The sequence below is a fragment of the Nitrobacter sp. 62-23 genome (genome assembly GCF_001897285.1).
Taxonomy (GTDB): Bacteria; Pseudomonadota; Alphaproteobacteria; order Rhizobiales; family Xanthobacteraceae; genus Nitrobacter.
In genome coordinates, this window is record NZ_MKSM01000139.1 from 1 (window position 1) to 22,822 (window position 22,822).

24 protein-coding genes are annotated in these 22,822 nt (G+C 64.0%); 12 read left to right on the forward strand and 12 right to left on the reverse strand.

Translation table 11 applies throughout. The annotated features are described in order from the left end of the window. On the reverse strand, nucleotides 1–390 hold a 390-nt coding region (locus tag BGO16_RS17430), incomplete at its 3' end, for a hypothetical protein (RefSeq protein WP_292620423.1). Between the two features lie 487 nt (nucleotides 391–877). After that, nucleotides 878–1,339 carry an Hsp20 family protein gene (locus BGO16_RS17435; protein ID WP_292620424.1) on the reverse strand — a complete coding sequence of 154 codons (462 nt, stop codon included), beginning with the start codon at nucleotides 1,337–1,339 and terminating at the stop codon, nucleotides 878–880. Nucleotides 1,340–1,555: 216 nt separating this feature from the next. On the opposite strand from BGO16_RS17435, the gene BGO16_RS17440 reads away from it, so the two are divergent. After that, nucleotides 1,556–2,500 carry an alpha/beta hydrolase gene (locus BGO16_RS17440; RefSeq protein WP_292620425.1) on the forward strand — a complete coding sequence of 315 codons (945 nt, stop codon included), beginning with the start codon at nucleotides 1,556–1,558 and terminating at the stop codon, nucleotides 2,498–2,500. Nucleotides 2,501–2,799: 299 nt separating this feature from the next. Here BGO16_RS17440 and BGO16_RS17445 read toward each other — a convergent pair whose 3' ends face one another. Then, entirely contained in the window at nucleotides 2,800–3,096 is a 297-nt protein-coding gene (locus tag BGO16_RS17445) for a co-chaperone GroES (RefSeq protein WP_292620426.1), read from the reverse strand. A gap of 303 nt (nucleotides 3,097–3,399) precedes the next feature. On the opposite strand from BGO16_RS17445, the gene BGO16_RS17450 reads away from it, so the two are divergent. Continuing rightward, nucleotides 3,400–3,912, forward strand: a complete 513-nt coding sequence (locus BGO16_RS17450) for a hypothetical protein (protein ID WP_292620427.1) — start codon at nucleotides 3,400–3,402, stop codon at nucleotides 3,910–3,912. Nucleotides 3,913–4,036: 124 nt separating this feature from the next. On the opposite strand, the gene BGO16_RS17455 is transcribed toward BGO16_RS17450, so the two are convergent. Continuing rightward, entirely contained in the window at nucleotides 4,037–4,816 is a 780-nt protein-coding gene (locus BGO16_RS17455) for a protein phosphatase CheZ (RefSeq protein WP_292620428.1), read from the reverse strand. 315 nt (nucleotides 4,817–5,131) lie between these two features. Between BGO16_RS17455 and BGO16_RS17460 the strand changes: the two genes are divergently transcribed. Then, entirely contained in the window at nucleotides 5,132–5,938 is an 807-nt protein-coding gene (locus BGO16_RS17460) for a L,D-transpeptidase (RefSeq protein ID WP_292620448.1), read from the forward strand. A 705-nt stretch (nucleotides 5,939–6,643) separates the two neighbouring features. Here the strand turns inward: BGO16_RS17460 and BGO16_RS17465 are convergent. The 6 genes from BGO16_RS17465 to BGO16_RS17490 all read right to left on the reverse strand — a co-directional run bounded on the left by BGO16_RS17465 (nucleotide 6,644) and on the right by BGO16_RS17490 (nucleotide 12,798). Beyond that, nucleotides 6,644–7,447, reverse strand: coding sequence for a DUF2076 domain-containing protein (locus tag BGO16_RS17465; RefSeq protein ID WP_292620429.1), 804 nt, complete (start codon nucleotides 7,445–7,447; stop codon nucleotides 6,644–6,646). A gap of 118 nt (nucleotides 7,448–7,565) precedes the next feature. Continuing rightward, complete coding sequence (locus BGO16_RS17470; RefSeq protein WP_292620430.1) at nucleotides 7,566–8,408, reverse strand: ChbG/HpnK family deacetylase; 843 nt, start codon at nucleotides 8,406–8,408, stop codon at nucleotides 7,566–7,568. Next, nucleotides 8,405–9,451: a glycosyltransferase family 2 protein gene (locus tag BGO16_RS17475; RefSeq protein ID WP_292620431.1), complete on the reverse strand. Its 1,047-nt coding sequence runs from the start codon at nucleotides 9,449–9,451 to the stop codon at nucleotides 8,405–8,407. The genes BGO16_RS17470 and BGO16_RS17475 overlap by 4 nt, the downstream gene beginning before the upstream one ends. Before the next feature lie 75 nt (nucleotides 9,452–9,526). Beyond that, nucleotides 9,527–10,504, reverse strand: a complete 978-nt coding sequence (hisG, locus tag BGO16_RS17480) for an ATP phosphoribosyltransferase (RefSeq protein WP_292620432.1) — start codon at nucleotides 10,502–10,504, stop codon at nucleotides 9,527–9,529. Next, on the reverse strand, nucleotides 10,501–11,688 hold the full coding sequence (locus BGO16_RS17485) for an ATP phosphoribosyltransferase regulatory subunit (protein ID WP_292620449.1): 1,188 nt from the start codon (nucleotides 11,686–11,688) through the stop codon (nucleotides 10,501–10,503). The genes hisG and BGO16_RS17485 overlap by 4 nt, the downstream gene beginning before the upstream one ends. Nucleotides 11,689–12,030: 342 nt before the next feature. Then, nucleotides 12,031–12,798, reverse strand: coding sequence for a 16S rRNA (uracil(1498)-N(3))-methyltransferase (locus tag BGO16_RS17490; protein WP_292620433.1), 768 nt, complete (start codon nucleotides 12,796–12,798; stop codon nucleotides 12,031–12,033). Nucleotides 12,799–13,120: 322 nt separating this feature from the next. Here BGO16_RS17490 and BGO16_RS17495 point away from each other — a divergent pair, with 322 nt between their 5' ends. Together BGO16_RS17495 and ubiA are read left to right on the forward strand one after the other, a co-directional pair. Beyond that, nucleotides 13,121–13,837 carry a hypothetical protein gene (locus tag BGO16_RS17495; RefSeq protein ID WP_292620450.1) on the forward strand — a complete coding sequence of 239 codons (717 nt, stop codon included), beginning with the start codon at nucleotides 13,121–13,123 and terminating at the stop codon, nucleotides 13,835–13,837. A 10-nt stretch (nucleotides 13,838–13,847) separates the two neighbouring features. Then, complete coding sequence (gene ubiA, locus BGO16_RS17500) at nucleotides 13,848–14,786, forward strand: 4-hydroxybenzoate octaprenyltransferase (RefSeq protein WP_292620434.1); 939 nt, start codon at nucleotides 13,848–13,850, stop codon at nucleotides 14,784–14,786. A gap of 99 nt (nucleotides 14,787–14,885) precedes the next feature. Here ubiA and BGO16_RS17505 read toward each other — a convergent pair whose 3' ends face one another. Then, nucleotides 14,886–15,407, reverse strand: a complete 522-nt coding sequence (locus BGO16_RS17505) for a DUF6101 family protein (RefSeq protein WP_292620435.1) — start codon at nucleotides 15,405–15,407, stop codon at nucleotides 14,886–14,888. Between the two features lie 283 nt (nucleotides 15,408–15,690). On the opposite strand from BGO16_RS17505, the gene BGO16_RS17510 reads away from it, so the two are divergent. The 6 genes from BGO16_RS17510 (at nucleotide 15,691) to lpxK (ending at nucleotide 21,489) form a co-directional block, all read left to right on the forward strand. After that, the gene (locus tag BGO16_RS17510) at nucleotides 15,691–17,082 is read left to right on the forward strand and encodes a TldD/PmbA family protein (RefSeq protein WP_292620436.1); all 1,392 of its coding nucleotides are present in this window, start codon (nucleotides 15,691–15,693) and stop codon (nucleotides 17,080–17,082) included. Then, nucleotides 17,069–17,878: a 3'(2'),5'-bisphosphate nucleotidase CysQ gene (locus BGO16_RS17515; protein ID WP_292620437.1), complete on the forward strand. Its 810-nt coding sequence runs from the start codon at nucleotides 17,069–17,071 to the stop codon at nucleotides 17,876–17,878. Before BGO16_RS17510 ends, BGO16_RS17515 begins: the two co-directional genes overlap by 14 nt. Nucleotides 17,879–17,937: 59 nt before the next feature. Continuing rightward, the gene (locus BGO16_RS17520; RefSeq protein ID WP_292620438.1) at nucleotides 17,938–18,189 is read left to right on the forward strand and encodes a DUF4170 domain-containing protein; all 252 of its coding nucleotides are present in this window, start codon (nucleotides 17,938–17,940) and stop codon (nucleotides 18,187–18,189) included. Then, a complete protein-coding gene (locus BGO16_RS17525) occupies nucleotides 18,186–18,929 on the forward strand; it encodes a lysophospholipid acyltransferase family protein (protein WP_292620439.1) in 744 nt (247 codons plus the stop codon). The genes BGO16_RS17520 and BGO16_RS17525 overlap by 4 nt, the downstream gene beginning before the upstream one ends. Before the next feature lie 234 nt (nucleotides 18,930–19,163). Further along, the gene (locus BGO16_RS17530; RefSeq protein ID WP_292620440.1) at nucleotides 19,164–20,489 is read left to right on the forward strand and encodes a 3-deoxy-D-manno-octulosonic acid transferase; all 1,326 of its coding nucleotides are present in this window, start codon (nucleotides 19,164–19,166) and stop codon (nucleotides 20,487–20,489) included. After that, on the forward strand, nucleotides 20,482–21,489 hold the full coding sequence (gene lpxK / locus BGO16_RS17535; protein ID WP_292620441.1) for a tetraacyldisaccharide 4'-kinase: 1,008 nt from the start codon (nucleotides 20,482–20,484) through the stop codon (nucleotides 21,487–21,489). Before BGO16_RS17530 ends, lpxK begins: the two co-directional genes overlap by 8 nt. A gap of 6 nt (nucleotides 21,490–21,495) precedes the next feature. Here lpxK and BGO16_RS17540 read toward each other — a convergent pair whose 3' ends face one another. Beyond that, nucleotides 21,496–21,714, reverse strand: coding sequence for a DUF2093 domain-containing protein (locus tag BGO16_RS17540; RefSeq protein ID WP_292620442.1), 219 nt, complete (start codon nucleotides 21,712–21,714; stop codon nucleotides 21,496–21,498). Nucleotides 21,715–21,890: 176 nt separating this feature from the next. Here BGO16_RS17540 and BGO16_RS17545 point away from each other — a divergent pair, with 176 nt between their 5' ends. Next, nucleotides 21,891–22,709, forward strand: coding sequence for a dienelactone hydrolase family protein (locus tag BGO16_RS17545; protein WP_292620443.1), 819 nt, complete (start codon nucleotides 21,891–21,893; stop codon nucleotides 22,707–22,709). Nucleotides 22,710–22,822: the final 113 nt, after the last annotated feature.

Genomic DNA, 22,822 nt, shown 5'->3' on the forward strand with positions numbered 1-22,822 from the left:
CGTGAAGCCGAGTTCCTTCGCCTTGCGCGCAAAAAAACCGTGCGGGATCTGGACCAGGATGCCTGCGCCGTCGCCGGCACGCGGATCGGCGCCGACCGCGCCGCGATGTTCAAGGTTGCAGAGGATGCTGATCGCATCGGAAACGATCTGGTGGGACTTCCTGCCCTTGATGTCGGCGATGAAGCCGACGCCGCAGGCATCCTTCTCCTGGCCGAGGTCGTAGAGGCCTTCCGCCGGCGGACGCCAAGTATGTTCATGACAAGTATGTTCGTGAAGCGTGTGTTCGCGTGACGCGTGTTGCTCATGCGCGGGTTCGAGCTGTTTCGCGACCGAATCCCCTGTCAGTGATTCCAGCCCGATGTTCTCCCGCTCGAACGATGGCCCGCTCATCTTAAGCCCAGTACCTTTCCCGGCCGGGATTTGAGATATCCCGAAACGCAATCCGTATCCATGGCGCACCTTGGACGGTCGCGGCACCCCGATTGAAAATCTTGGGGCCACCACTCGCACGCCGCGAGCCGAAGTTTTGAGAAGTCAAACCAGGCGCCCAACGTATTCGGTGGAAAGCCGGTTTGCCATGTCCACAGCCGGACATCGGACGCCTGCATTTGCGGCAAAAACCCGACACCAGGCGGCCGTCAAAATTAAGACAGTCTTGCTGTCCTAACCCGGACATTGCCAAACTTTTCTCTATCACACAAGCGTCCGGGAGTCCCTGAGTGCATGGAAGTTATGCCCAAAGCCCGCCATGGGATCCGCCGGTCGGGGGGACGCCTCAATGGCTCGGTACTCTTGGGGTATGCTGCTCAAGACAAGGACGCCCCGGCTGCCCGGGGCGTCCTGCGTTCAGCGCTTGAAGTTCGCCTGCGAAGGTTCGTCAGGCCGCCGCCTTCTCGACCGTGGGCGCGGCGGGCGCGCTGGTTGCGATGGGAATGGTGCGGGGCTTCTTGGCCTCGGGAATCTCGCGGACGAGATCGACATGGAGCAGGCCGTGCTCAAGCGAGGCGTTCTTCACCTGTACGAAATCGGCGAGCTGGAATGCACGCTCGAAGGCGCGCGCCGCAATGCCGCGATACAGCACCTCGGACGTGTCCTTGCCGTTTTCGTTGGCGACCTTCTCGCCCTTGATCGTCAGCGTATTTTCCTTCGCGACGATGGAGAGCTCGTTCGGTGCGAAACCGGATACGGCAACGGAAATGCGGTACGCGTTCTCGCCGGTACGCTCGATGTTATAGGGCGGGTAGCCCGACGCATCGCCGTTGGCCTGGTCGAGCAGGTTGAAGAGGCGATCAAAACCGACGGTGGAACGATAAAACGGGGTGAGGTCGAAAGTACGCATAGGTCAGTCCTCCATGGAGCGACGTTGAATGGACCCGCCCGCCAAATCGGGCCGGGCTTTCATCTGTGTGCAGCCTGATGATCCGGTTCCGGAGCACTGGTAGCGGCCTGCACAGAAATGATATGGGAGGGCTTCAAACGCCTTCAAGAGGCGGGTGCGCCCTCTTTTGAAGTCCGTTTTCTTGCGTCTTAGCCTTTCCCTCGAGCCTGTGCGGTCATGAGGCTTGTTTCGATACCCGCCAATCCGGTTCCGGAAGATTACGTCAGCGGTGCCGTCAGGACCTCCGACGGGGTCGACCTGCGCTTTGCCCGATGGGCCCCGCCGCTGGGGCGAAAAGGAACGGTCTGCGTGTTTACCGGGCGCGGCGAACAGATCGAAAAATATTTCGAGACCGTCCGCGACCTGCGGGATCGCGGTTTTGCAGTGGCGATGATCGACTGGCGGGGGCAGGGGGGCTCGGCGCGGCAGTTGCCCGAGCCGCGCAAGGGCTATGTGCGCCGTTTCTCCGACTACGAAATCGATGTCCGCTCGTTCATGGAGCAGGTGGTGCTGCCGGATTGCCCGCCGCCGTACTTCGCGCTGGCGCATTCGATGGGCGGCGCGGTGTTGCTGCGGGTCGCGCACGCGGGCAGGCGCTGGTTCGACCGCATCGTGCTGTCGGCGCCGATGATCGATCTGCCGGGACACCTCACCTCGTTTCCGGTGCGCGCGCTGTTGCACGCGATGCGGCTGTGCGGGCAGGGTGGGCGCTACATTCCCGGCGGCAACGATCAGCTTACCGGCGTCACCGATTTCATCGGCAATCCCTTGACCAGCGATCCGGTCCGGTTCGCCCGCAACGTCGCGATCCTCGAGGAAGACCCGACGCTGGGTCTTGCTTCGCCGACCGTGGCGTGGGCCGATACCGCCTTCCGGGCGATGCACGAATTTCGCGCCGTGAACTATCCGTCGGGGATTCGCCAGCCGCTGCTGCTGATCGCGGCCGGCGACGACGCCATCGTCTCCACTCCGGCGATCGAGGAGTTCGCCTATCATCTGCGCAGCGGCTCGCACCTCGTCATTGCCGGATCCAAACACGAGATCCTGCAGGAGCAAAATCGCTACCGCGCGCAGTTCTGGGCCGCGTTCGACGCTTTCGTGCCGGGGTCGCCGCTGTTCTAGAGGCTGTTCTAGAGTCTGTCACCGTTTCATGGACGGTGGCAGACTCCAGTGGTCCGATTCTAACATTTGCATCCCGTTGCGGCAGGGAGTTCCTGCAAATGTTAGAATCAAAGGACCACTAGCAACTATCAGGTTTCTAGTGGAGTTTTGAATGTGACATTCGCCTGACAAGTTCGCTGCAAAGTGGGTAGCGAATGTCAAATTCACTCCACTAGCTTCTTGATTTGACGCGTTTTCTTCACGCGAACCGGATTCCATCCTCGGGTCAAGCCCGAGGACATGCTTCGCTCAGAAACGCTTCAGCCGACGATGCCCATGATGTCGGACTCCTTCATGATCAGAAGGTCCTGGCCATCGAGCTTGACCTCGGTGCCCGACCACTTGCCGAACAGCACCTTGTCGCCGACCTTGACATCGATGGGAACCAGCTTGCCGGCTTCGTCGCGTCCGCCCGGGCCGACCGCCACGACCTCACCCTGAGAGGGCTTTTCCCTGACGGTATCGGGAATGATGATACCCCCCTTGCTCTTTTCCTCGGCATCGAGGCGTTTGACCACGACACGGTCATGCAGCGGACGAAATGTGGTTTTAGCCATAACGGCTCCTCCGGGGGTTCGCAGGACTCTGGAAATCGCCATCGATGGAATGCGCGGCCGGATTCGAAGCGCCCGAACGGTATCTTTGGCAATCATGCTCCGAGGGTGCTAATCGTTGGCGGGGATATGGCTTGGCAGCCATGCTGTCAAGCAAGCGCCTTAAGCCGTTGGTGAGGGACGTGTAGGATAGTGCAAACCATGTCGCGGCCCCGCGATCCGCGGGATAATAAGTGTGGCCGCGGTGACATTTCTAAGTTCGGTCGCCGGGGGCAAGGCGGTCGCGAATTCGGTCGGGGAAATACGATGGTCAGATCAGACGGCGGACGCGCGGCTTTGAACCTTGGGGCGATCGCGGCCCTTGCGATGTTTCTCGGCGGGTGCGGGTCGATCGGATCGGTCGGACTGTCGACCCAGCAGCCGCCGCCGCAGCCGGCCGTCGAGCCTGAAATTCCGGCCACGGTTCGCGCTGACGAACTCGTCGGGCGCTGGGGTCTTGCATCCTACCAGAACCCGAACGACCGGGCGCGGACCGAGGCTGCCGCCAAGGCGCAATGCCGCAACCCTTACGTGATCGGCGCCGGCAGCAACGGCGGCGTGATCATGCACCTCGCCGACGAGGCGACCCCGCAGGAATTGCGGCTGAAGGGCAGCCAGAGCGGCAAGAACTATATCGGACCGGAGGGGCCGGCGGGCGGTGCGAAGGATCGTGAGATCGTTTCTTTCGACGGCCGCGTCCTCGTCACCCGCTTCATCGATCCCGATGCGGCGACCCGCTATGGCAACATGGTGTATGTCCGCTGCGCGCCGCAGCGTTGAATCGCCGGTTACGGATTTCCGGGCGCAGCCCCGAATCCTGCGGACGCAGGGCCGCCAGAGTCCCTTATAATCCTTCGGGCATGATCTTGTCCGGAAACCGGTTTCCGCCTTCCGGGATCATGCCCTAACCGAACAGCGCGTCGATATCGTCCTGGGAGGCGTGTCCCTCGTCGCCATCGAGCTTCGGGCCGTTCAGCAGCTTGGCATCGCCCACGCGATCGTCGACGATCGGCGGAGCATGGGCGCGGATGGCGTCGACGCCGCCCCAGATGTCCATCATGACGTTGATGTGATGCTCGATGAACTTCATGGTGTTCATCACCTTGGCGATGCGCTGGCCGGTGAGATCCTGGAAGTTGCAGGCCTCGAAAATCGCGATCACGCGTTCCTGGATTTCCTCGCTCTGCAACTGTGTCTGCTCAGGGGATGCAGACTTCGACAGGGCGCTGGCCGACTGGTCGATCGCCTCGGCCGCCTCCAGAATCCGTTGCGTCGCCTGCTCGGTGCCGCCCACCACGGCGCCAAGCTCGTCAGTCACCTTCGACATTTCGTCGCCGCTGAAGCTCTTGCCGTGAAGAACCGCGATTTCCTGCTTGGTGCGGGTGATGGCGTCGTAGATCAGATCGAGCTCGGTCTTCAGCTTCTCGCACTGTTCGATCTGCGCGCGATAAGTCAGCAACAAGGCCTGCGCATCGGCGACATCGCGGCTGACCTCGGTGTCAACCGCAGCCGCTTCGTCCGCGCCATTGCCGCGTGGGGCTCCGATCTGTTCGCGGATGGCCCGCAGCTCCGCCATGATCTCGCGATGCACCGGCATGGGTGCGTTGTCACCGGCTGCTGTGATAACCGGCATGCCACCGCTCAGGATTTCCTCGACGCGAAAGCGCTTGCGTTGAACAGGCATCAGATTCCCCAGCTCTAAATCAATCCGTCACGCTATATCATCCGTTGTATACCGACGTGGTTTAACGACGGGTTCACGCGGGGAACCGTGGTCCATCCGTTGTCTCCGGCCGGCGATTAACACGTCGAAAGCCCGTTCATCGAAAATAAACGCTACCGGATAAAACCGCGCTGCGTTGACGACGTGGTGAATCGAAACGCCGGTTCTGTTTACCAAACCGATGCGGTTTTGATTTTAATTCGCTCGCGTGGCGATGCGCGTTATCGGGGCGCATCCGTGGCGACCATTCACGGCGAAACAGTACAGAGTACGTCGATGTTCAGAAAACTATCCCTCGCGCTCCTCGCGGGCGCGTCGCTTGCCGGGCTCGGAGTCCAGCAGGCCTTTGCCAGAGAACCGCAAGCCAGGTTCTTCACCGAACCTGCCGTCGGTTATGCCGATCGGTCCGCGCCGCAGCCGGCTGATCAGCGCGTTGCTTCTGCCGAGCGCTCCAACGCGGACAGCAACATGGGCGGCGGGTTCATCGAGTTCCTGTTCGGTGACGGACAGCAGCAGGGATCGCGCTACCGGCAGCAGCCCTATGATCCGCGCCCGCTCTATGCACCGCAGCCGCAGGCGATGCAGCCAGAGCAGGCGATGCCGGAGCAGGACGCCAGCGAGGCGGCGCATCCCGCGTTCGATCCGAAGTTCGAGAAGCAGCTTGTCGATTATCACGGCAAGGAAGCCGCCGGCACCATCGTTATCGATACGTCGAGCAAGTTCCTCTATCTCGTGCAGGCCGACGGCAGGGCGCTGCGCTACGGGGTCGGCGTCGGCAAACCGGGCTTCCTGTGGGCCGGCGTCAAGACGATCACGGCCAAGAAGGAATGGCCGGACTGGACGCCGCCGGCGGAAATGCTCAAGCGTCGTCCCGATCTGCCGCGCCACATGGAAGGCGGCCCGCAGAATCCGCTCGGCGCCCGCGCCATGTATCTCGGCTCCTCGCTCTATCGCATCCACGGCTCCAACGAGCCCTGGACGATCGGCACCAACGTGTCGTCCGGCTGCATCCGGATGCGCAACCAGGACGTGATCGATCTTTACGGTCGGGTTCGCGTCGGCGCCAAGGTGGTGGTGATCTGACGCAGGACGTCGTCGGAGATTGAAAAGGCCGCCCTGTCGGGCGGCCTTTTCTTCATGGTCGTGACTGGCCGCGCGATATGTTCAAACTCGAACATTGGCAATCATGTCGATAATCAGTCCCGAAGCCGTGATTGGCGTGAGCTGGGATAGCGGCGTACGTATTCCAAGGGGGCGATCCTGAGACTAGGAGACCCTAAACATGCCGCATGATTTCTGGCTCGTTGTCGGAGGCTTTCTCGCAGTTTTTCTGGTGCTGATTTTCAGCTTGGCTTACGGAAGCTACCAGACCGGAAAGCTGCACCACTGATCTGAAAACGTTTCTAACCATAGAGCGAAATCGCGATCGGGCAGGGCGGAAGCCTGTAGCGGCGTCTCATGCCAGCAGTCCCGTAGCGATTTGATCTCGATTCAAAATGATATTGCGCTTTCGAGCGAAGCATGTCCTCGGGCTCGACCCGAGGATGAGCACCGGTTCGCGTGAAGGAAACGCGTCAATTTTGGAGCATGATCCCGAAAAGTTGAAACCGGCTTCGGATAAGATCATGCTCAATCAAAGGATGAGCTATGGAGTCTGATCCAACAAAGCTGGATCAGACTCCATAGCGGGTTGCTTACTTCAGCGGGTTGCTTACTTCGCTGAATTCCAACGACGTGGATGCCCGGCATAAAGCCGGGCATGTTGAGTGTTCGGGACCGTGGAGGAGACTAGGCGTAATCGTCGCCGTCACCGAAGTCGGCGAAGTCGTCGGAGTCCATGTCCATCTCGTCGTCATCGTCCTGGTCTTGATCCTGGTCCTGGTCGGCATCCGCCTGGGCCTGGTCGAACGGTTGCGACGTGCTGTCGTGTTGTGACCCGATGTCCCCGACGCCGGCGTCGCGCGCCAGGTTACTTCCGGACTGGTCGCCGCCGCCCCACGGGCCGGGCGAACCGCCAAGGCCGCCCCCATCACCGAAACTGCTGGCATGGGCAGGGCCACCCATCATGGAGCGGATGCTGCTGAGAAGCAGTCCGCCGCCCACGGCGCCCGCGGCGGCGGCCGCCGCCGTTCCGAGAAACGAGCCACCGCCTGCCTGCGGCGGCGCACCGTAGGGCTGACCGGGCGAACCGGCAGGCCCCTGATTGTAGCGGCCTGGCTGACCACCGGTCTGCTGCAACGCCTCCCCCGTGTTCCAGGCCGGCCGGTTCGGCGTTGGGGAAGGTTGGACGTTCGGGACCGAGCCGCGCTGCGGGGACTTGCCGAACAGGCTGTCGCGCATCTGATCCAGGAACCCGCCTGATGCCGCCTGATCGGCGGCTCCTTCGCTTTCCAGTTGCTGGATACGGTCGTGGGCGCGCTTCAGCGCCTCATCCTGCACCAGAACCGTCTGGACCAGCGTATATAACGCGTTGGGCGCCCGTCGCTGGCCCTCGGCGATGGCAGCGGCGGCGGCCGGATCGCGCTGCGTATTTTCGACGCCGGCGAGGCGGGTGAAGAGGTCGTCGACCAACTGGCGTTCTTGCGGTGTCATGGCGCTCTCCCGATAAGGTGGCCGGTGGGATGTAGGCGCGCTTTTTGTCGCAAACAGTGTCGCGGCCGATTAAATTTCAGTGTGCGACAATTGAGGCGGGGGCTTGCGGTCGGGTGGATCAGTCCAGCGTCACCCGATTCGCCGCCAGCATGTCGGGAAAGCGGTCCCCGGAGAGGAACGCATATTCCCGTTCGCGCTGGTCGGTAACCGGATCGAGCGCGATCAGCGTGTCGTCGACAAAGCCGGGATGGCACATGATCAGGCCGCCGCCCGGCGAGCCGTCGAGAAACTCCTGCATCAGTGTGCCGAAGTCGGCCTTTGTGAAATCATAGGCGCCGGCGAATGCCGGGTTGAAGCGGATGCCGGCGCGCGCGGCCTGGCGGCGAAAGCCGGCGCTTAAAATATCCAAGAGCAGCGCCTTCGGCGGGCCGAGCCGCCCGGCCGGCGGGCGGCGGCGGCCGCACTGGCGCACCCATGCGCCGGGCGCGGCGCTCTTGACCGCCGACAGGAAGGCGTCGCGCACCTGCGGAAAAATCTGCACGTGCTGATGGCCGTCGACGTAATCGGGGGCGCGGCCGAACCGCTCGGCAAACGCTGCGATCTGCGCCTTGACCTCGTCGAAAATCATCTCGGGCTCGAGCCGGCGCGACAGGCTCGCGCGCAGCATCTTCGAAAGCGGCGGAAACAGCCCGCCCTGAAGCGGCCGGTAATGCAGGGTGAGCGGATGAAACGGCGCGGTCAGGGTGACATGCAGGCCGATGACGCAATGCGGACTGCGGGCGACTGCCGCCTCCAGCGCCTGGACGTCTTCGCGTCCGGCGGCGGGACCAACCACCATCACCGATGTCGCGTTGATGCGCTCCCGCTCGATCAGATCGCGGATCGCCCGGTTGACCCCCGGGCTGATGCCGTAATCGTCAGCGCACAGACAGATCCGGCGTTGCGATTTATCGCCGCTCATTCGGCGGCGGTCCGGTGCGGGTCACCGGCGGATGGTTCGCTGTCGGCCTGCTTCACGCTATGCTCGGCGACGAAGTAAATCGGCCGCGCCTTCAGTTCGGAGAGGATCTTGCCGATGTATTCGCCCATGATGCCGATCATCAGGAGCTGCACGCCGCCGAGGGTCATGAGGCCGACCACCAGCGACGGATAGCCGGGGACCGTTTCGCCATCGACCCAGGTTTCCCACAGGATCGAGAGACCGAACAGGAAGGCGGCAAGCGCCAGCAGCAGGCCGAGCAGGCTGGCCAGCCGCAGCGGCGCCACCGAAAACGATGTCAGCCCCTCGATGGACAGGCCGAGCAGCCGCGCCGCACCGAACGTGGACATGCCGTGGGCGCGGGCATCGGGCTCGTAGTCGACGCGGAACTGGCGGAAGCCGATCCAGCTTGCCAGCCCCTTGAAGAAGCGGTTGCGCTCGGGCATCTGGCGCAGCGCGGCGGCGGCGCGAGGTGACAACAGGCGAAAGTCGCCGGCATCCTCCGGGATCCGCTGGCGCGCGCCCCAGTTGATGATCGCGTAGAAGCTGTGCACGCCGATCCGGCGCAGCAGCGACTCGTTCGTCCGGCGCGCCTTTGCGGTATAGATGACGTCGTAGCCGCCGTTGATCCAGTGATCCACCAGCCGCTCCACGAGGTCGGGGGAATGCTGGCCGTCGCCGTCCATGAACAGCAGCGCGCCGCGCCGCGCGTGATCCAGACCCGCCATCAAGGCGGCTTCCTTGCCGAAATTGCGCGACAGCGACACCACCTGCACGTCCAGCGCGCCGGCAGGGAGCGTGCGGGCGAGACTCAGCGTGTCATCGGTCGAACCGTCGTCGACGTAGACGACCTCGCAGGCAAGGCCAAAGCGCTGCCGCAGTTTCGCCGCCAGCGCGCCGAGGCGTTCGTGAAGCTGCTGGAGCCCGGCGGCCTCGTTGTAAATGGGAATTACGATCGATAGACCCTGCGCGGCCGCTGCGGCCGCATCTGCAGGCAGACCGGGAAGGCTCGGCGTTGACGTCATCGGTCGGGTCCGGCGTGATCAATCTTCCTATGGTAGTGAGTGCGGCCGCGCCCTTCAACGGGCGCATTGCACGGATCACATCCGCAGGAACGCTTCCAGTCTCGCGAACAGCGGGTTGTCGCGATCGAAGACATAGTCCAGCGATGCAATCGACACCGTTTCGGCGCCGTGCTGACGCAGAAAGCTGCCGAGCGCATAAAGCCGGTCGGGCGGGCAGTGCAGCGTGATCATGCCCGAAGAGGTCGGTCCGCCGAACGGCGAGACCGCGCCGAAGCGGTCCTTTGCCTCGGTGAGCAGCGCCGCATCACAGCCTGCGAAGCGGGTCCGCACCTCGCGATATTGGCTGGCGCGGGCGCGCGCCGCGATGTGGTCGAGAATGATCCGTGCGGTCTCGCGCGCGCCGTTCGACCAGTCCGCGTCGCGCGAGGCGACCAGATTGGCCTGGCTGCGCAGGATGACGCCGTCGTCCAGCACCTTCAGGCCATTGGCGGCGAGCGTGGCTCCGGTCGTCGTGATATCGACGATCATCTCGGCGGTGCCGACGGCGGGAGCGCCTTCCGTGGCGCCTGCGCTCTCGACGATGCGGTAATCGACCACGCCGTGCGAGGCGAAGAACGCGCGGGTGAGGTTGATATATTTGGTCGCGACCCGCATGCGCCGGTTGTGCTGTGCGCGAAATCCGGTCGCCACGTCGTCGAGGTCGGCCATGGTGCGCACGTCGATCCACGACTGCGGCACCGCGACCACGACATTGGCGCTGCCGAAGCCGAGGCCGTTGATCAGCGCCACGCGCTTGTCGGCATCGACGATGCTTTCGCGGATCAGGTCTTCGCCGGTAACGCCGAGATGCACCGAGCCGCGCGCGAGCTGCGAGGCGATCTCGCTCGCCGAGAGATAGGCGATCTCGACGTTGTCGAGTTGGACGATAGTGCCGCGATAGTCGCGCACGCCGCCCGGTTTGGCGAGCGTCAGTCCGGCGCGAGCGAAAAAGGCTTCGGCGTTTTCCTGCAGGCGTCCCTTCGACGGCACCGCCAGGACGAGAGGTGCGGTCATGACGCGCTCCCGCCGGTGCGGCTCGTCGAGGCCTTGCCTGCGCATCGCGTCACCGCCTCGATCCAGATCGAGAAGCCGACTGCAGGGATCGGCGTCGTTGCGCCCAGTTGCGTCATCAGACCGTCGTAACGGCCGCCGGCAATCAGCGGCTCGTCGCCGCCGTCCTTGCGCTGCAGTTCGAATTCGAAGCCCGTATAGTAGTCGACGCCGCGGCCGAACGCGGTGGCGAAGCTGATCTCGCCGGTTTCAACGCCGCGCGCGGCCATGAAGCCGGTGCGGCTTTCGACCTGATCGATCGCGGCGTGGATATCGAGCCCGGCGTCGGAGGCGAGCGTGCGCAACTGGCCGAGCGCATCATCGGGATCGCCCGATATTGCGAGAAAGCGTTTGATGATGGTCAGCGCGTCGCGCGGCAACGCGCCGCTCTTCAGCGTGGATTGTTCGAGGAAGCGGTCGGCGATCTCGTCGAGGGTGCGGCCGCCGACAATGGTCGCGCCCGCGATCGACATCATGTCGGTCACCAGCGCCAGCGCCGCCTTGCGGTCGGACCCCGCCAGCGCCGCAAGCACGCCTTCGTATTCGTTGTGGCCGGTTCCGGTCGCGAGTGTCAGCCGCTCGATATCCTGCGCGAGGTTGATTTTGCGATTGAAGTCCTTCATCAGCCGCCGCCGCCAGACCGGATAAAGGTCGAGCGCATCGATCAGTGCGGTGAACAGCGCGACGTCGCCGGTGCGGATCTCCACATCCGTAATGCCGAAAGCCGCGGCCGCTTCCAGGCCGAGCGCGAGCATCTCGGCGTCGGCGGCGGCGCGATCCTGACGCCCGAACGATTCGATACCGGCTTGCAGGAACTCGCTCGGCCGCCCCGCGCGGTAGCGGAACACGGGCCCGAGATAGCAGAAGCCGGCCGGCTGGCCGGCCCTTTCAGAGGCGAGGTAGTCCCGCGCCACCGGGATGGTCAGGTCGGGACGCAGGCAGAGTTCCTCGCCGCCCGCGTCCGAGGTCAGATAGAGGCTCTTGCGGATGTCCTCGCCCGACAGGTCCAGAAACGGCTCGGCTGGTTGCAGGATCGCAGGTTCCGCCTTGACGTAGCCGGCCTGGGCGAACGACGACAGCAGACCGTCCGCCCAGGGGGGCGATCGGGTTGCAGGAGTTTCCGCGCTGCGGCTCATATCGAAGGCCATGGATTCCAAGGTGTTTTCCGGGCAAGCCCTTATAGCGTTTTCGAGCGAAGTGGATACCGGTTCGCGTCAAGAAAACGCGTCAAATCAAAATCATAGAGCCGCGCTTCTGATTCCGTCAGAAGCGGAAAGGCTCTAGTGGAGTGAATTTGACGTTCGCTACCCACTTTGCAGCAAACCCGTCAGGCGAACGTCAAATTCAAAACTCCACTAGAAACCTAGTGGAGCTAGTGGTCCTTTGATTCTGACATTTGCAAGAACTCCCTGCCGCAACGGGATGCAAATGTTAGAATCGGACCACTAGCATGGCCGGATGACGGTTTCGACCATGATTCGGGAAGTGGCTTAACGAGTTGCGTGTTTTTCGGACTGCGTCCAGTCGCCCAGCACGGTCTGGACCAGAGTAAGGGCGGCGACCGCTGCGGTATCGGCGCGCAGGATCCGAGGACCCAGCGATAGCCGCAGCGTATGGGGCTGGCGGAGCAGATTTGCCCGCTCGTCCTCCGCGAAGCCGCCTTCGGGTCCGACAAGCACGTCAACGCCCTGTTCGGTGCTGCCCATCGGCGCAAGCGCCGCCGCCGGATTTGCGACCGGCGCGGCCTCGTCGCAGAATACCAGCAGGCGTTCCGGCGCGCGTCCGCAGAGCCACCGCTCGAGGGTGACCGGTTCGTCGACTTCGGCAAGACTGAGAATGCCACATTGCTCGGCCGCCTCGATGACATTGGCGCGCATCCGCTCGCCGTTGACCCGGGTCACCTGGGTGAAGCGGGTCAGAACCGGCTGCAGCGCGCAGGCCCCCATTTCCACCGCCTTCTGAACCGTGTAATCGAGCCGGGCGTGTTTCAGCGGAGCGAACACGTAGTGCAGGTCGGGCAGGTGGTCCTGAGCCCTGGTCGCGGCAACGATATCCAGATGTTCCGGGCGCTTGCGACCGGCAATCGCCGCTCGCCACTCGCCGTCGCGGCCGTTGAAGACCAGCACGTTCGCGCCCGTCCCAAGGCGCAGCACATTGCCGAGATAATTGGCCTGGTCGCGCTCGAGCGGAACCCTGCCGCCGGCGGCGAGCGGTGCGTCGACGTAGAGCCGGGGACTGCGAAAGTCGGTGTCGGGCATGATCAGACGGGCATGGCTGAAACTGAAATCCTGCGGGAGCGGCTTTCCACGGCGGTTTCCTCGTGCGAACCGGTACTTTGTCGACCACCTCGTCGCCGGAAAAACGCTATAAACCAACCCACTCCGGCCCTCAAACGGCGAGACGGAACGGTCGGGGGTTTCCGATTTTGACCGGCGCGGCCATGCGTCGCGCTGTTGCCCGATTCGTCGGGTTGTTAGGAATCGCCTGCAATCGTAAAAGTGTGTGAATCATGGAAGGTCGTTCGTTGCATTCGTGGCAAAAGATGTCGCGGATAGTTGACTCTGCCGGAGAAATGCTGTGATCACCCCACGCCTGATCGTTCCATTGACGCTTGCGGTGTTTGCCATCGGCGTCACCGATGCGCCCGGCCAGACCCCGTTTCCGGCGCCATTGCCCAATAGCTCGGCCGGGACGGTCAATGACCCGGCGTTCCCGCCCGTCAACGGCGCGTCTGCGCAACGGCTCTCCGCGCCGCCTCAGGATTCCGCATTTCCCCCGGTCAATGGCGCCCCGTCGGCGACGATCGGCGCGCCCTCCGCGTTTCCTTCGGGCGGCGCCGCTCCCGTGGGTGGATTTGGGGCTCCGCGCCAGCAGGCGGGGCCGCCCGGTGGCGCCGACTGCATGAAGGAATTCATGCCGCTGCGCGAAGCGGCCGAGAAGCGCGGCAAGCTGATCCAGGCTGCCAGCGCCCGTCACGCGCCGCCCGACGAAGCATGCAAGCTGATCGGGCAATACGCGCAGGCGGAAGTCAAGATGCTCAAATTCGTCGACAAGAATTCCCAGAAGTGCGGAATTCCCGACAACGTTGGAGCGCAGATGCGCGCCAACCACAAGGCCACGGAGAGCATGCATCAGAAGGTTTGCGACGTGGCCAAGCAGGCAAGGATGCGCGGCCCCGCCGGGCCGAGCCTGAGCGAGGCTTTGGGTTCGGCATCCGGCGGATTGCCGGAGGCCACTACGCCGAAGAGGGGCGGCAGCACGTTCGACACCCTGAACGGCAACGTTCTCACCCGATGACGAGCCTCTGATGAGCGACGCGGCGGCACGCGTCGCGGACTCGGCCGGCAACTGGGTCGACACGCGCGCGCCTTTGTGGGCGCGGCCCTATCTGAGGCTGTCGCGGCTCGACCGGCCGATCGGTTCCTGGCTGCTGCTGCTGCCATGCTGGTGGTCGGCGGCGCTGGCTGCGGGCGTCGCCGGTGACGCGAGCCGGCTGCCTCTGACCATCGTGCTGTTTTTTATCGGCGCCTTCGCGATGCGCGGCGCCGGCTGCACCTGGAACGATATCACCGACCGCGATCTCGACGCGCGCGTGGAGCGGACGCGGTCGCGCCCTATTCCTGCAGGGCAAGTGACGGTGGCGCAGGCCATGATCTTCCTCGTGGCGCAGGCGCTGGTCGGGCTTGTCGTGCTGCTGCAGTTCAACCGCTTCGCCATTGCGACCGGAATAGCCTCGCTCGCCATCGTCGCGGTCTATCCCTTCATGAAACGCGTTACCTACTGGCCACAGGTCGTGCTCGGCCTCGCCTTTTCGTGGGGTGCGCTAATGGGATTCGCGGTGCTGCTGGGCCGCATCGATGCAGCCGCGCTGGCGCTGTATGCGGGCTCGATCGCATGGGTAATCGGCTATGACACGATCTATGCGCACCAGGATGCGGAAGACGACGCGCTGATCGGGATCAAGTCGACGGCATTGCTGTTCGGCGAACGCACGCGTCGGGCGCTTGCGATCTTCTACGGGCTTGCCGTCGCTCTCATCGGCGTCGCATTGCATTTGGCCGCCGCGCGATGGCCGGCGTGGATCGGCCTTGCGGCTTTTGCCGCACACCTCGCCTGGCAGGGCGCGCGAATCGACATCGGCGATTCCCGACTCTGCCTGCAGATTTTCAAATCCAACCGCGACGCCGGGCTGTTGTTGTTTGCGGGATTATTGGGTAGCGCGTTGCTTGCGGCGGCCGGGCTCTAGAATCAGATTCGACCGCGTTGAACCAGTCACTAGCTTTATATTTGATCGAGCATGATCTTATCCGAAAACCGTTTTCCGCTTTTCGGGATTATGCTCCAACTAATTCCGCGCGATGATCTCGCGTTCACCTCGATAGATGGCCGCCGGGTTGAGCAGGTTGCCGCCACGCCGCCGCATCAGGAAGCTGGGACGCCGTGCATTGATGACGTTGCTCCGTCGCCGGCGCGGGGCCGGATCTCGCCTGTCGTCGGCGAGTTGCGGAAGCGCCAGGATCTCGCTCCAGGCTTGCCATGCGGCGTCGCGCTCAGCGACATCATCGGTCACCAGAAGGGGAATGGCGAGCGAGGGATCGCGGTGAAGCAGAACGAGCGCTCGCCCGTCGGCGGTGTCGCGCACGGTCACGCCGGCGAATTCGCTGACGCGCACGCTGATCGTCATCTGCATGCCACGGACGGCGCGATGCAGCGTCACGCGTTCGCGATGAAGTTCGATCTGCCGGATGCCGCCGTCGGCGCGGCTGTCGCGCGCGGCGAAACTGACGGGCAGTGAGAGGGGGTCGAGCCGCAAAGCGCAGCTCGACCCGGCGGAATCCAGTCCGCCTGTTGATGTTTGACGCCTCACGGCTTTGTCTCCCCGCCGGGATTATGTTCCCGGTCGATGGGCGAGAGCATGCCAGCACGCGGTCCGGATTTGCTTAAAAAGGCTGGTTAATCGAAGGTACCTCGCGTCTCATCCGCGCGCATGATTGACAGACCCTTGGCCGACATGCTTGACGGGTCCTTGCCGGGGCGCTGATAATCTTCGACACCCGCTGCATGTCACGCTTGAAGTCCGCATAAAACAAGCACATCTCATGACGGGACCGCTTGCGCGCCGGTCTCCTCGAATTCCCGGGATTTTGTTCGTGATCTCTTCACCAAACACATCATTACCGAAATCCGCCGAATCCGAACTCTTCGATCAATCCGCGCTCAGTGAACTCGCCGAACGGCTGGTTGAGGCTGCGAAGCGCGCGGGCGCGGATGCCGCCGATGCGGTCGCGGTGCGCGGCGTCTCGCAAGGCGTCGAGGTTCGCGACGGCCGCGTCGAGGAATCGGAACGCTCGGAGAGCGACGACGTCGGACTGCGCGTGCTGGTGGGACGGCGGCAGGCCACGGTCTCGACCAACGATGTCGGTGGCGACAATGTCGCGAAACTCGCCGAACGCGCGGTCGCGATGGCGCGCGTCGCGCCCGACGATCAATATGTCGGCTTGGCCGATCCGGCATTGCTGGCGCGGAATTTTCCCGATCTCGATCTGCTTGACCGCGTGACGCCATCGACAGCGGAACTCGAGCGCCGCGCGGTCGAGGCCGAGGCGGCGGCTCTTGCGGTCAAGGGCGTCACCAAATCCGGCGGCGCGTCGGCGTCGGCCGGCATCGGCGGCATGGTGCTGGCGACGAGCACCGGCTTTCACGGATCATATCTGCGTTCGAGCCATGGCATCTCGATGATGGCGATCGTCGGCGACGGTACCGCCATGGAACGCGATTACGATTTCTCCTCCGCGCTTCATGGCTCCGATCTCATGTCTCCGGCCAGCATCGGACGCAGCGCCGGGGAACGCACGGTGGCGCGCGCCAATCCGCGCAAGGTCGCCACCTGCAAGGTGCCGGTGGTTTACGATCCGCGCGTCGCGGGGTCGCTGGTCGGTCATGTCGTCGGCGCGGCCAACGGTGTGTCAGTCGCGCGCAAGACCAGCTTCCTGAAAGATCGGCTCGGCCAGCAACTGTTCGCGAAAGGAATCCGGATCGTCGATGATCCGCTGCGCGTGCGCGGACTGCGTTCGCAGGCCTTCGACGCGGAAGGTGTCGTGACGAAGAAATTGGCGGTGATCGACGACGGCGTGCTGACGTCGTGGCTGCTGGATTCGGCGACCGCGCGCGAACTCGGCCTGACGACGACCGGTCATGCTCATCGTGGCGTCTCGTCGTCGCCGTCGCCGGGACCGTACAATCTGCATCTCGAGGCGGGGCCGATGACGCCCCGTGAGCTGATCGCCGACATCAAGCAGGGCTTTTATGTCACCGACTTGATCGGCTCCGGCGTCAATGGCGTGACCGGCGATTACAGCCGCGGCGCGTCGGGATTCTGGATCGAGAACGGCGAGATCACCTATCCCGTGAGCGAGATCACCATCGCCGGACATCTGATCGAGATGTTCAAGTCGCTGACGCCCGCCAATGACCTTGCATTCCGCTATGCGACCAACGCGCCGACCGTGCGCATTGAAGGGCTGACGGTTGGCGGGCGCTAAGGCCGACAGCCGCGACGACGATTTGGCGCGGGACCGCGCGTTGTTGATCGAAACGGTGCGCGAGGCGGGAGAACTGGCACGCGCGATGTTCCGCACCAGATTGCGGACCTGGACCAAGGGTATCTCGTCGCCGGTGTCGGAAGCGGATATCGCCGTCAACGATCTCATCGAAAACAAGCTGCGCGCAGCAACGCCGGACTATGGCTGGCTGTCGGAGGAAAGCGCCGACGATCCCTCGCGGCTCGACAGGCAGCGGGTCTGGATCGTCGATCCGATCGACGGGACGCGCGGCTATATCGCCGGCCGCGACGACTGGTGCGTCAGCGTCGCGCTGGTCGAGCGCGCCTCGCCGTTGCTCGCGGCCGTGTTCGCGCCGGCCATCGACGAGTTTTTCCTCGCCGCGCGCGGGCAGGGCACGACCCGCAATGGCGTGCCGGTGCAGGCGACACCCGGCGATGATCTGGATTTTTCGAAGATCGCGGGACCGAAGCCGCTTGTGGACAAACTCGACCGGAGCGATGCCGCGCCTCATCCGCGGATCGCTTCGCTGGCGCTGCGGTTATGCCGGGTCGCGGACGGTCGCATCGACGCAGCCTTTGCGGGCGGCGATAGCTGTGACTGGGATATCGCCGCGGCCGATTTGATCGTGCAGGAGGCGAATGGGAGGCTGACATCGATCGGGGGCGAGCCAATCCTCTATAACCGCGCCCAGGTGACGCACGACGTGCTGTTGGCGGCGGGTCGCCTTCGCCACGCGCGCATTCTCGCACATTTTCACGGGCCTCCGGTGCCCTAAGGGATGGGGCTGACTTCGGGATTTGCCTGACGGCCGCCGACATAGTAGGACAACGCGCAATGCCGCCGGACACTCCGCCCCAGCAATTGCTCCACCTCGTGATCGGGGGCGAACTGGCCGATCTCGCGCAGACGACGTTCAAGAACCTCGACGAGGTGGAGATCGTCGGCCTGTACCCGAACTACGCATCGGCCTACGCCGCCTGGAAGGCGAAGGCGCAGCAGACGGTCGATAACGCCCATATGCGGTACTTCATCGTGCACCTCCACCGGCTTCTCGATCCGGGTCAAGACACGAAGCCCGCCCTTTGAGAAAGCTGCTCCGCACTCTGCTGCGCGCCCGCTGGTTTCAGCAGTTCGCAGGCCTCCTGGCCGCGGGCTTTCTGCGGCTGGTTTGGACAACCAATCGATTCAGCTATGATCCGGACGATGTCTACGACATCGTCGAGCCGCAGATGCCTGTCATCCTCGCGTTCTGGCACGGACAGCATTTCATGACGCCGTTCATCAAGCGGGCGCACCATCGCGGCAAGGTGCTGATCTCGCGCCATCGTGACGGTGAGTTCAATGCGCTGGCGGCGGAGCGGCTGGGCATCGAGACCATCCGCGGCTCCGGCGACCACGGCTCCGCGTTCAATCGCAAGGGCGGGGTCGGCGCCTTCAAGGAAATGGTTCGCGCGCTCGAGGAGAACTACAACGTGGCGCTCACCGCCGATGTGCCGAAGCGCTCGCGCGTCGCGGGTCTTGGCGTCATCATGCTGGCGCGCGAATCCGGGCGGATGATCATGCCGTTTGCGATGGCGACCAGCCGCTTCATTCGCCTGAACAACTGGGACCGCACCACCATCAACCTGCCGTTCGGGCGCGGCGCCCTGGTCGGCGGCGAGCCGATCTTCGTTCCTGCCGACGCCGACGCCGAGATGATGGAAACGCTGAGGGCTCGGCTCGAGGCGACGCTGAACGACGCTACGCGCCGTGCTTACGCCAGGATAGGCCGGCCCGAACTTGAGGCGGTGAGGTGCGATGTCTCGCAAACTTCGGAAAGCGGGTAGTAGAGCGTTTTCAAGCGAAGTGGCGACCGGTTCGCGTAAAGAAAACGCGTCGAATCAAAAACATAGAGCCGCTTCTGATTCCATCAGAAGCGGAAAGGCTCTAGTCCCGCCGATTTGAAATTCCCGCAGCACCTGCAGCGGGTTGGTTTTCGGAATTTCAAATCGAAAGCGGTACTGGAATTATAAAGTTGCTAGTAGCCTTTGCCTTCCGAAGTTCGTTAAGAAGGTGCTGCAATGTCTCACGAACTTCGGAAAGCGGGTACTAGCCCGGTGCCGGCGACGCTGCGCCTCTACGGCAGACTGTCCGCCGCCGCCGGCGCGCTCGCGCCCGTGCTTTTGAAACGCCGGCTGAAGCAGGGCAAGGAAGATCCCGCGCGCATCGACGAACGGCGGGGTATCGCCCGCCGACCGCGTCCCGCAGGCCCGCTGGTCTGGATCCATGGCGCAAGCGTCGGCGAGGTGCTGGCCGCAGCCGCGCTGATGGAGCGGCTGCGGGCGTTGAACCTGCGCATTCTGCTCACCTCGGGCACCGTGACCTCGGCTGCCATCGTCGCGAAGCGATTTCCGCCGGATATCATTCACCAGTACATTCCCTACGACTCGCCGCGCTTCGTCGCGCGCTTTCTCGATCACTGGCGGCCGGGTCTGGCACTGTTCATCGAATCGGACCTATGGCCCAATCTGATTCTGGCAGGCGCGTCGCGCCGCCTGCCGATGGTGCTCATCAACGGGCGGATGTCGCAACGTTCGTTTCCGCGCTGGCGCAGGATGGCGGGAACGATCGCGGCGCTGTTGGGCCGGTTCGACATCTGCCTCGTCCAGTCAGAAACCGATGCGGAGCGCTTCGCCGTGCTCGGCGGCCGCGTCGCCGTCACGGGCAATCTTAAGCTCGACGTGCGGGCGCCCCCGGCCGACGAGAGTAGGCTGGAGCGTTTGCTGTTCGTCACCCGCGGCCGTCCAGTGGTGGTGGCGGCGTCGACCCATCCGGGCGAGGAGGAGATCCTGCTCAACGCGCACCGGACGCTGGCGGCTTACTTCCCCTCGCTGCTGACCGTGATCGTTCCGCGTCACCCCAAGCGGGGCGAGGCGATCGCCCGCATGATCGCAGCCTCCGGCGCACGCGCCGCTCGCCGCTCGCTGGAGCAATTGCCGACGGCGCAGACGGACATCTATATCGCCGACACCATGGGCGAACTGGGATTGTTCTACCGGCTGGCGCCGATCGTTTTCATGGGCGGCTCTCTGGTGCCGCATGGCGGCCAGAATCCGATCGAGGCAATCAAGCTCGACGCCGCCATCGTGCACGGCCCGCATGTCTTCAACTTCACTGAGGTCTATGACGCGCTCGACCGCGCCGGCGGCGCGCGCCGGGCCGACGACGGCGATGCGCTGGTCAAGCATCTCGGCCATCTGCTCAGTGATCTCGCCGCCCGCGATGCCGCGAGGGTAGCCGCGGCTGACGTGGTGGATCGGCTCGGCGGCGCGCTGGAGCGGACGCTGGCCGCGCTTGAGCCGTATCTTCTGCAGTTGCGGCTGGAAAGGCGAGCGGCCGATGCGTGAGCCGGCCTTCTGGCACAGGCCGTCATCGCTGCGGTCGCAGTTGTTAGCGCCCCTTGGCGCGCTTTACGGCGCGGTCGCCGCGCGGCGGCTGATGCGGACAGGTCTTCGCGCCGGGGTGCCCGTCATCTGCGTCGGAAACTACGGTCTTGGCGGCGCCGGCAAGACGCCCACCGTGATGGCGCTGGCCGGCATTCTCCGCTCGCTCGGCGAAACGCCGGTCGTGCTCAGCCGCGGTTATGGCGGGCGGCTGCACGGCCCTCTGCAGGTCGATGCGGACCGGCATACTGCCACTGAAGTCGGCGATGAGCCGTTGATGATGGCGCGGACGATCCCGGTGATCGTGTCACGACAGCGGACGGCGGGCACCGCGCCGGCTCGCGCGCTGGGCGCGAGCGTGATCCTGCTGGATGACGGCTTTCAAAACCCGGCGATTGCGAAGGACACCTCGCTGATCGTGATCGACGCCGCCCGCGGCCTGGGCAACAAACGGGTGTTTCCAGCGGGGCCGTTACGCGCGCCTCTGCCGGCGCAATTGTCCCGCACCGACGTGCTCGTGATCATCGGCCTTGGCGCCGCCGCGGACGGCGTTGCGGCAAACATCAATGCGAGGGGAGGCCTTGTGTTGCGGGCGAAGCTCGTACCCGATGACGGCTCTGTTGCGGCACTGCGCGGCAGGCGCGTCTGTGCCTTTGCTGGCATCGGCGATCCGGCGCGGTTCTTCCGCAGCCTGCGCGCCTGCGGCGTCGATGTGGCCGCGGAGCGGGCATTCGCCGATCATCATCCGTTTTCGCAAAGTGACGTCGCGGAGTTGCGGGAGGTTGCTGCGCGCGACGGTCTTGCGCTGGTGACGACCGAAAAGGATCTGGCGCGGCTGCGCAACAGCGAAAGCCTCAAAGCGTTCGCTCAGGACGTCGTTCCCTTCGCGGTCACGCTGGCGTTCGACGACGAGCCGGCGCTGCGGTCGTTCCTCGCGGGCCGGATCGCACAGGCACGGCGATAGCGTCGGCTACTTCAGCGCGCCCGGGTAATGCCGCTGCAGGACCGCGCTTGGAAGAGCGTAAGCCTCCTGCAGGTCGACGCTCCAGTACTTCAACTCGTCCAGCGGGATGTGAGCGTCGGTGATGGCGCACCGCACATAGGTTCCCGCTGAAAGCACGCGGAAATCGCCGTCGAGATATTGCACCCGCGCTTCGCCCTGGCCGGACTGGCCAAATTTGTTCAGCACGTCTCTCTCCCGAATCGCCGGCCTTCAACATGCCGGCTGGTTTTTTATTCTCCACAGATAGGCTCGCAAAAGGCTGCGTCAAACCCACCGATTTGTGATGAATTGCGCGTTCGGCCACATGATAGGTCTGAATTCAGGTTCCTTTTTGCAGCATACCAGATCGTCCGGCAAGATATATGCGCCTGCTGTCAGCATTTGTTTCGGTTGTGATGTCTATTTCGACCGTCGCAGCGTTCGCGGCGCCCGGCCCATCTCCGCAGTCTGAGCGGGTCGCCATCCCGCGGCAGGGCGGCGTGCTGCATGGCCTGCTCTACAAACCCAACGGTAACGGCCCGTTCGCAACGGTCATCGCGTTGCATGGCTGCAGCGGCCTTGGACACGGTGGGCAAATCCAGCCGCGCTATCTGGATTGGGCCGAGCGGCTTTTGAAAGCCGGCAACGCCGTTCTGTTCCCGGACAGTTATGGTTCGCGGGGCGCCGGTCAGCAATGCCAGCCCAAACAGCGCAAGATCTTCGCGCGCCGGGAGCGCGTCGCCGACATCCACGACGCGCAACAGTGGTTGATGCAGCAGCCCTGGGTTTTGCATGGCCGTACCCGCCTGCTCGGATGGGACGACGGCGCCAGCGCCGTTTTATGGGCAGTCCGCCCGCAAATCGCATGGGCCGGCCGGCATGACGATTTCCGCTCGGCCGTTGCGTTTTATCCGGACTGCCGGATCTCGTCGCGTTTGGGGTGGAGCGCGCGCGTTCCGACGCTGCTGCTGATCGGCGCAGATGATGATCTCAGTTCGCCGTCCGCTTGCCGGCAGATGGTTGATGATGCGCGTGGGCGTAGCGCGCTCGCCCGGATCGTCGTCTATCCCAACGCCCACCATGGTTTCGACAGGGTGAATGCGCCGGTCCATGTTGTTGCCGGAGAGCGCGGGCACATCGGGACCGATCTTAAGGCACGAGCGGACTCGCAAAGCCGGGTCGCGGGCTGGCTGGCGCGTTAGAGACCTAGTGGAGTGAATTTGACATTCGCTACCCACTTTGCAGCGAACCTGTCAGGCGAATGTCAAATTCAAAACTCCACTAGAAACCTGATAGTTGCTAGTGGTCCTGTGAT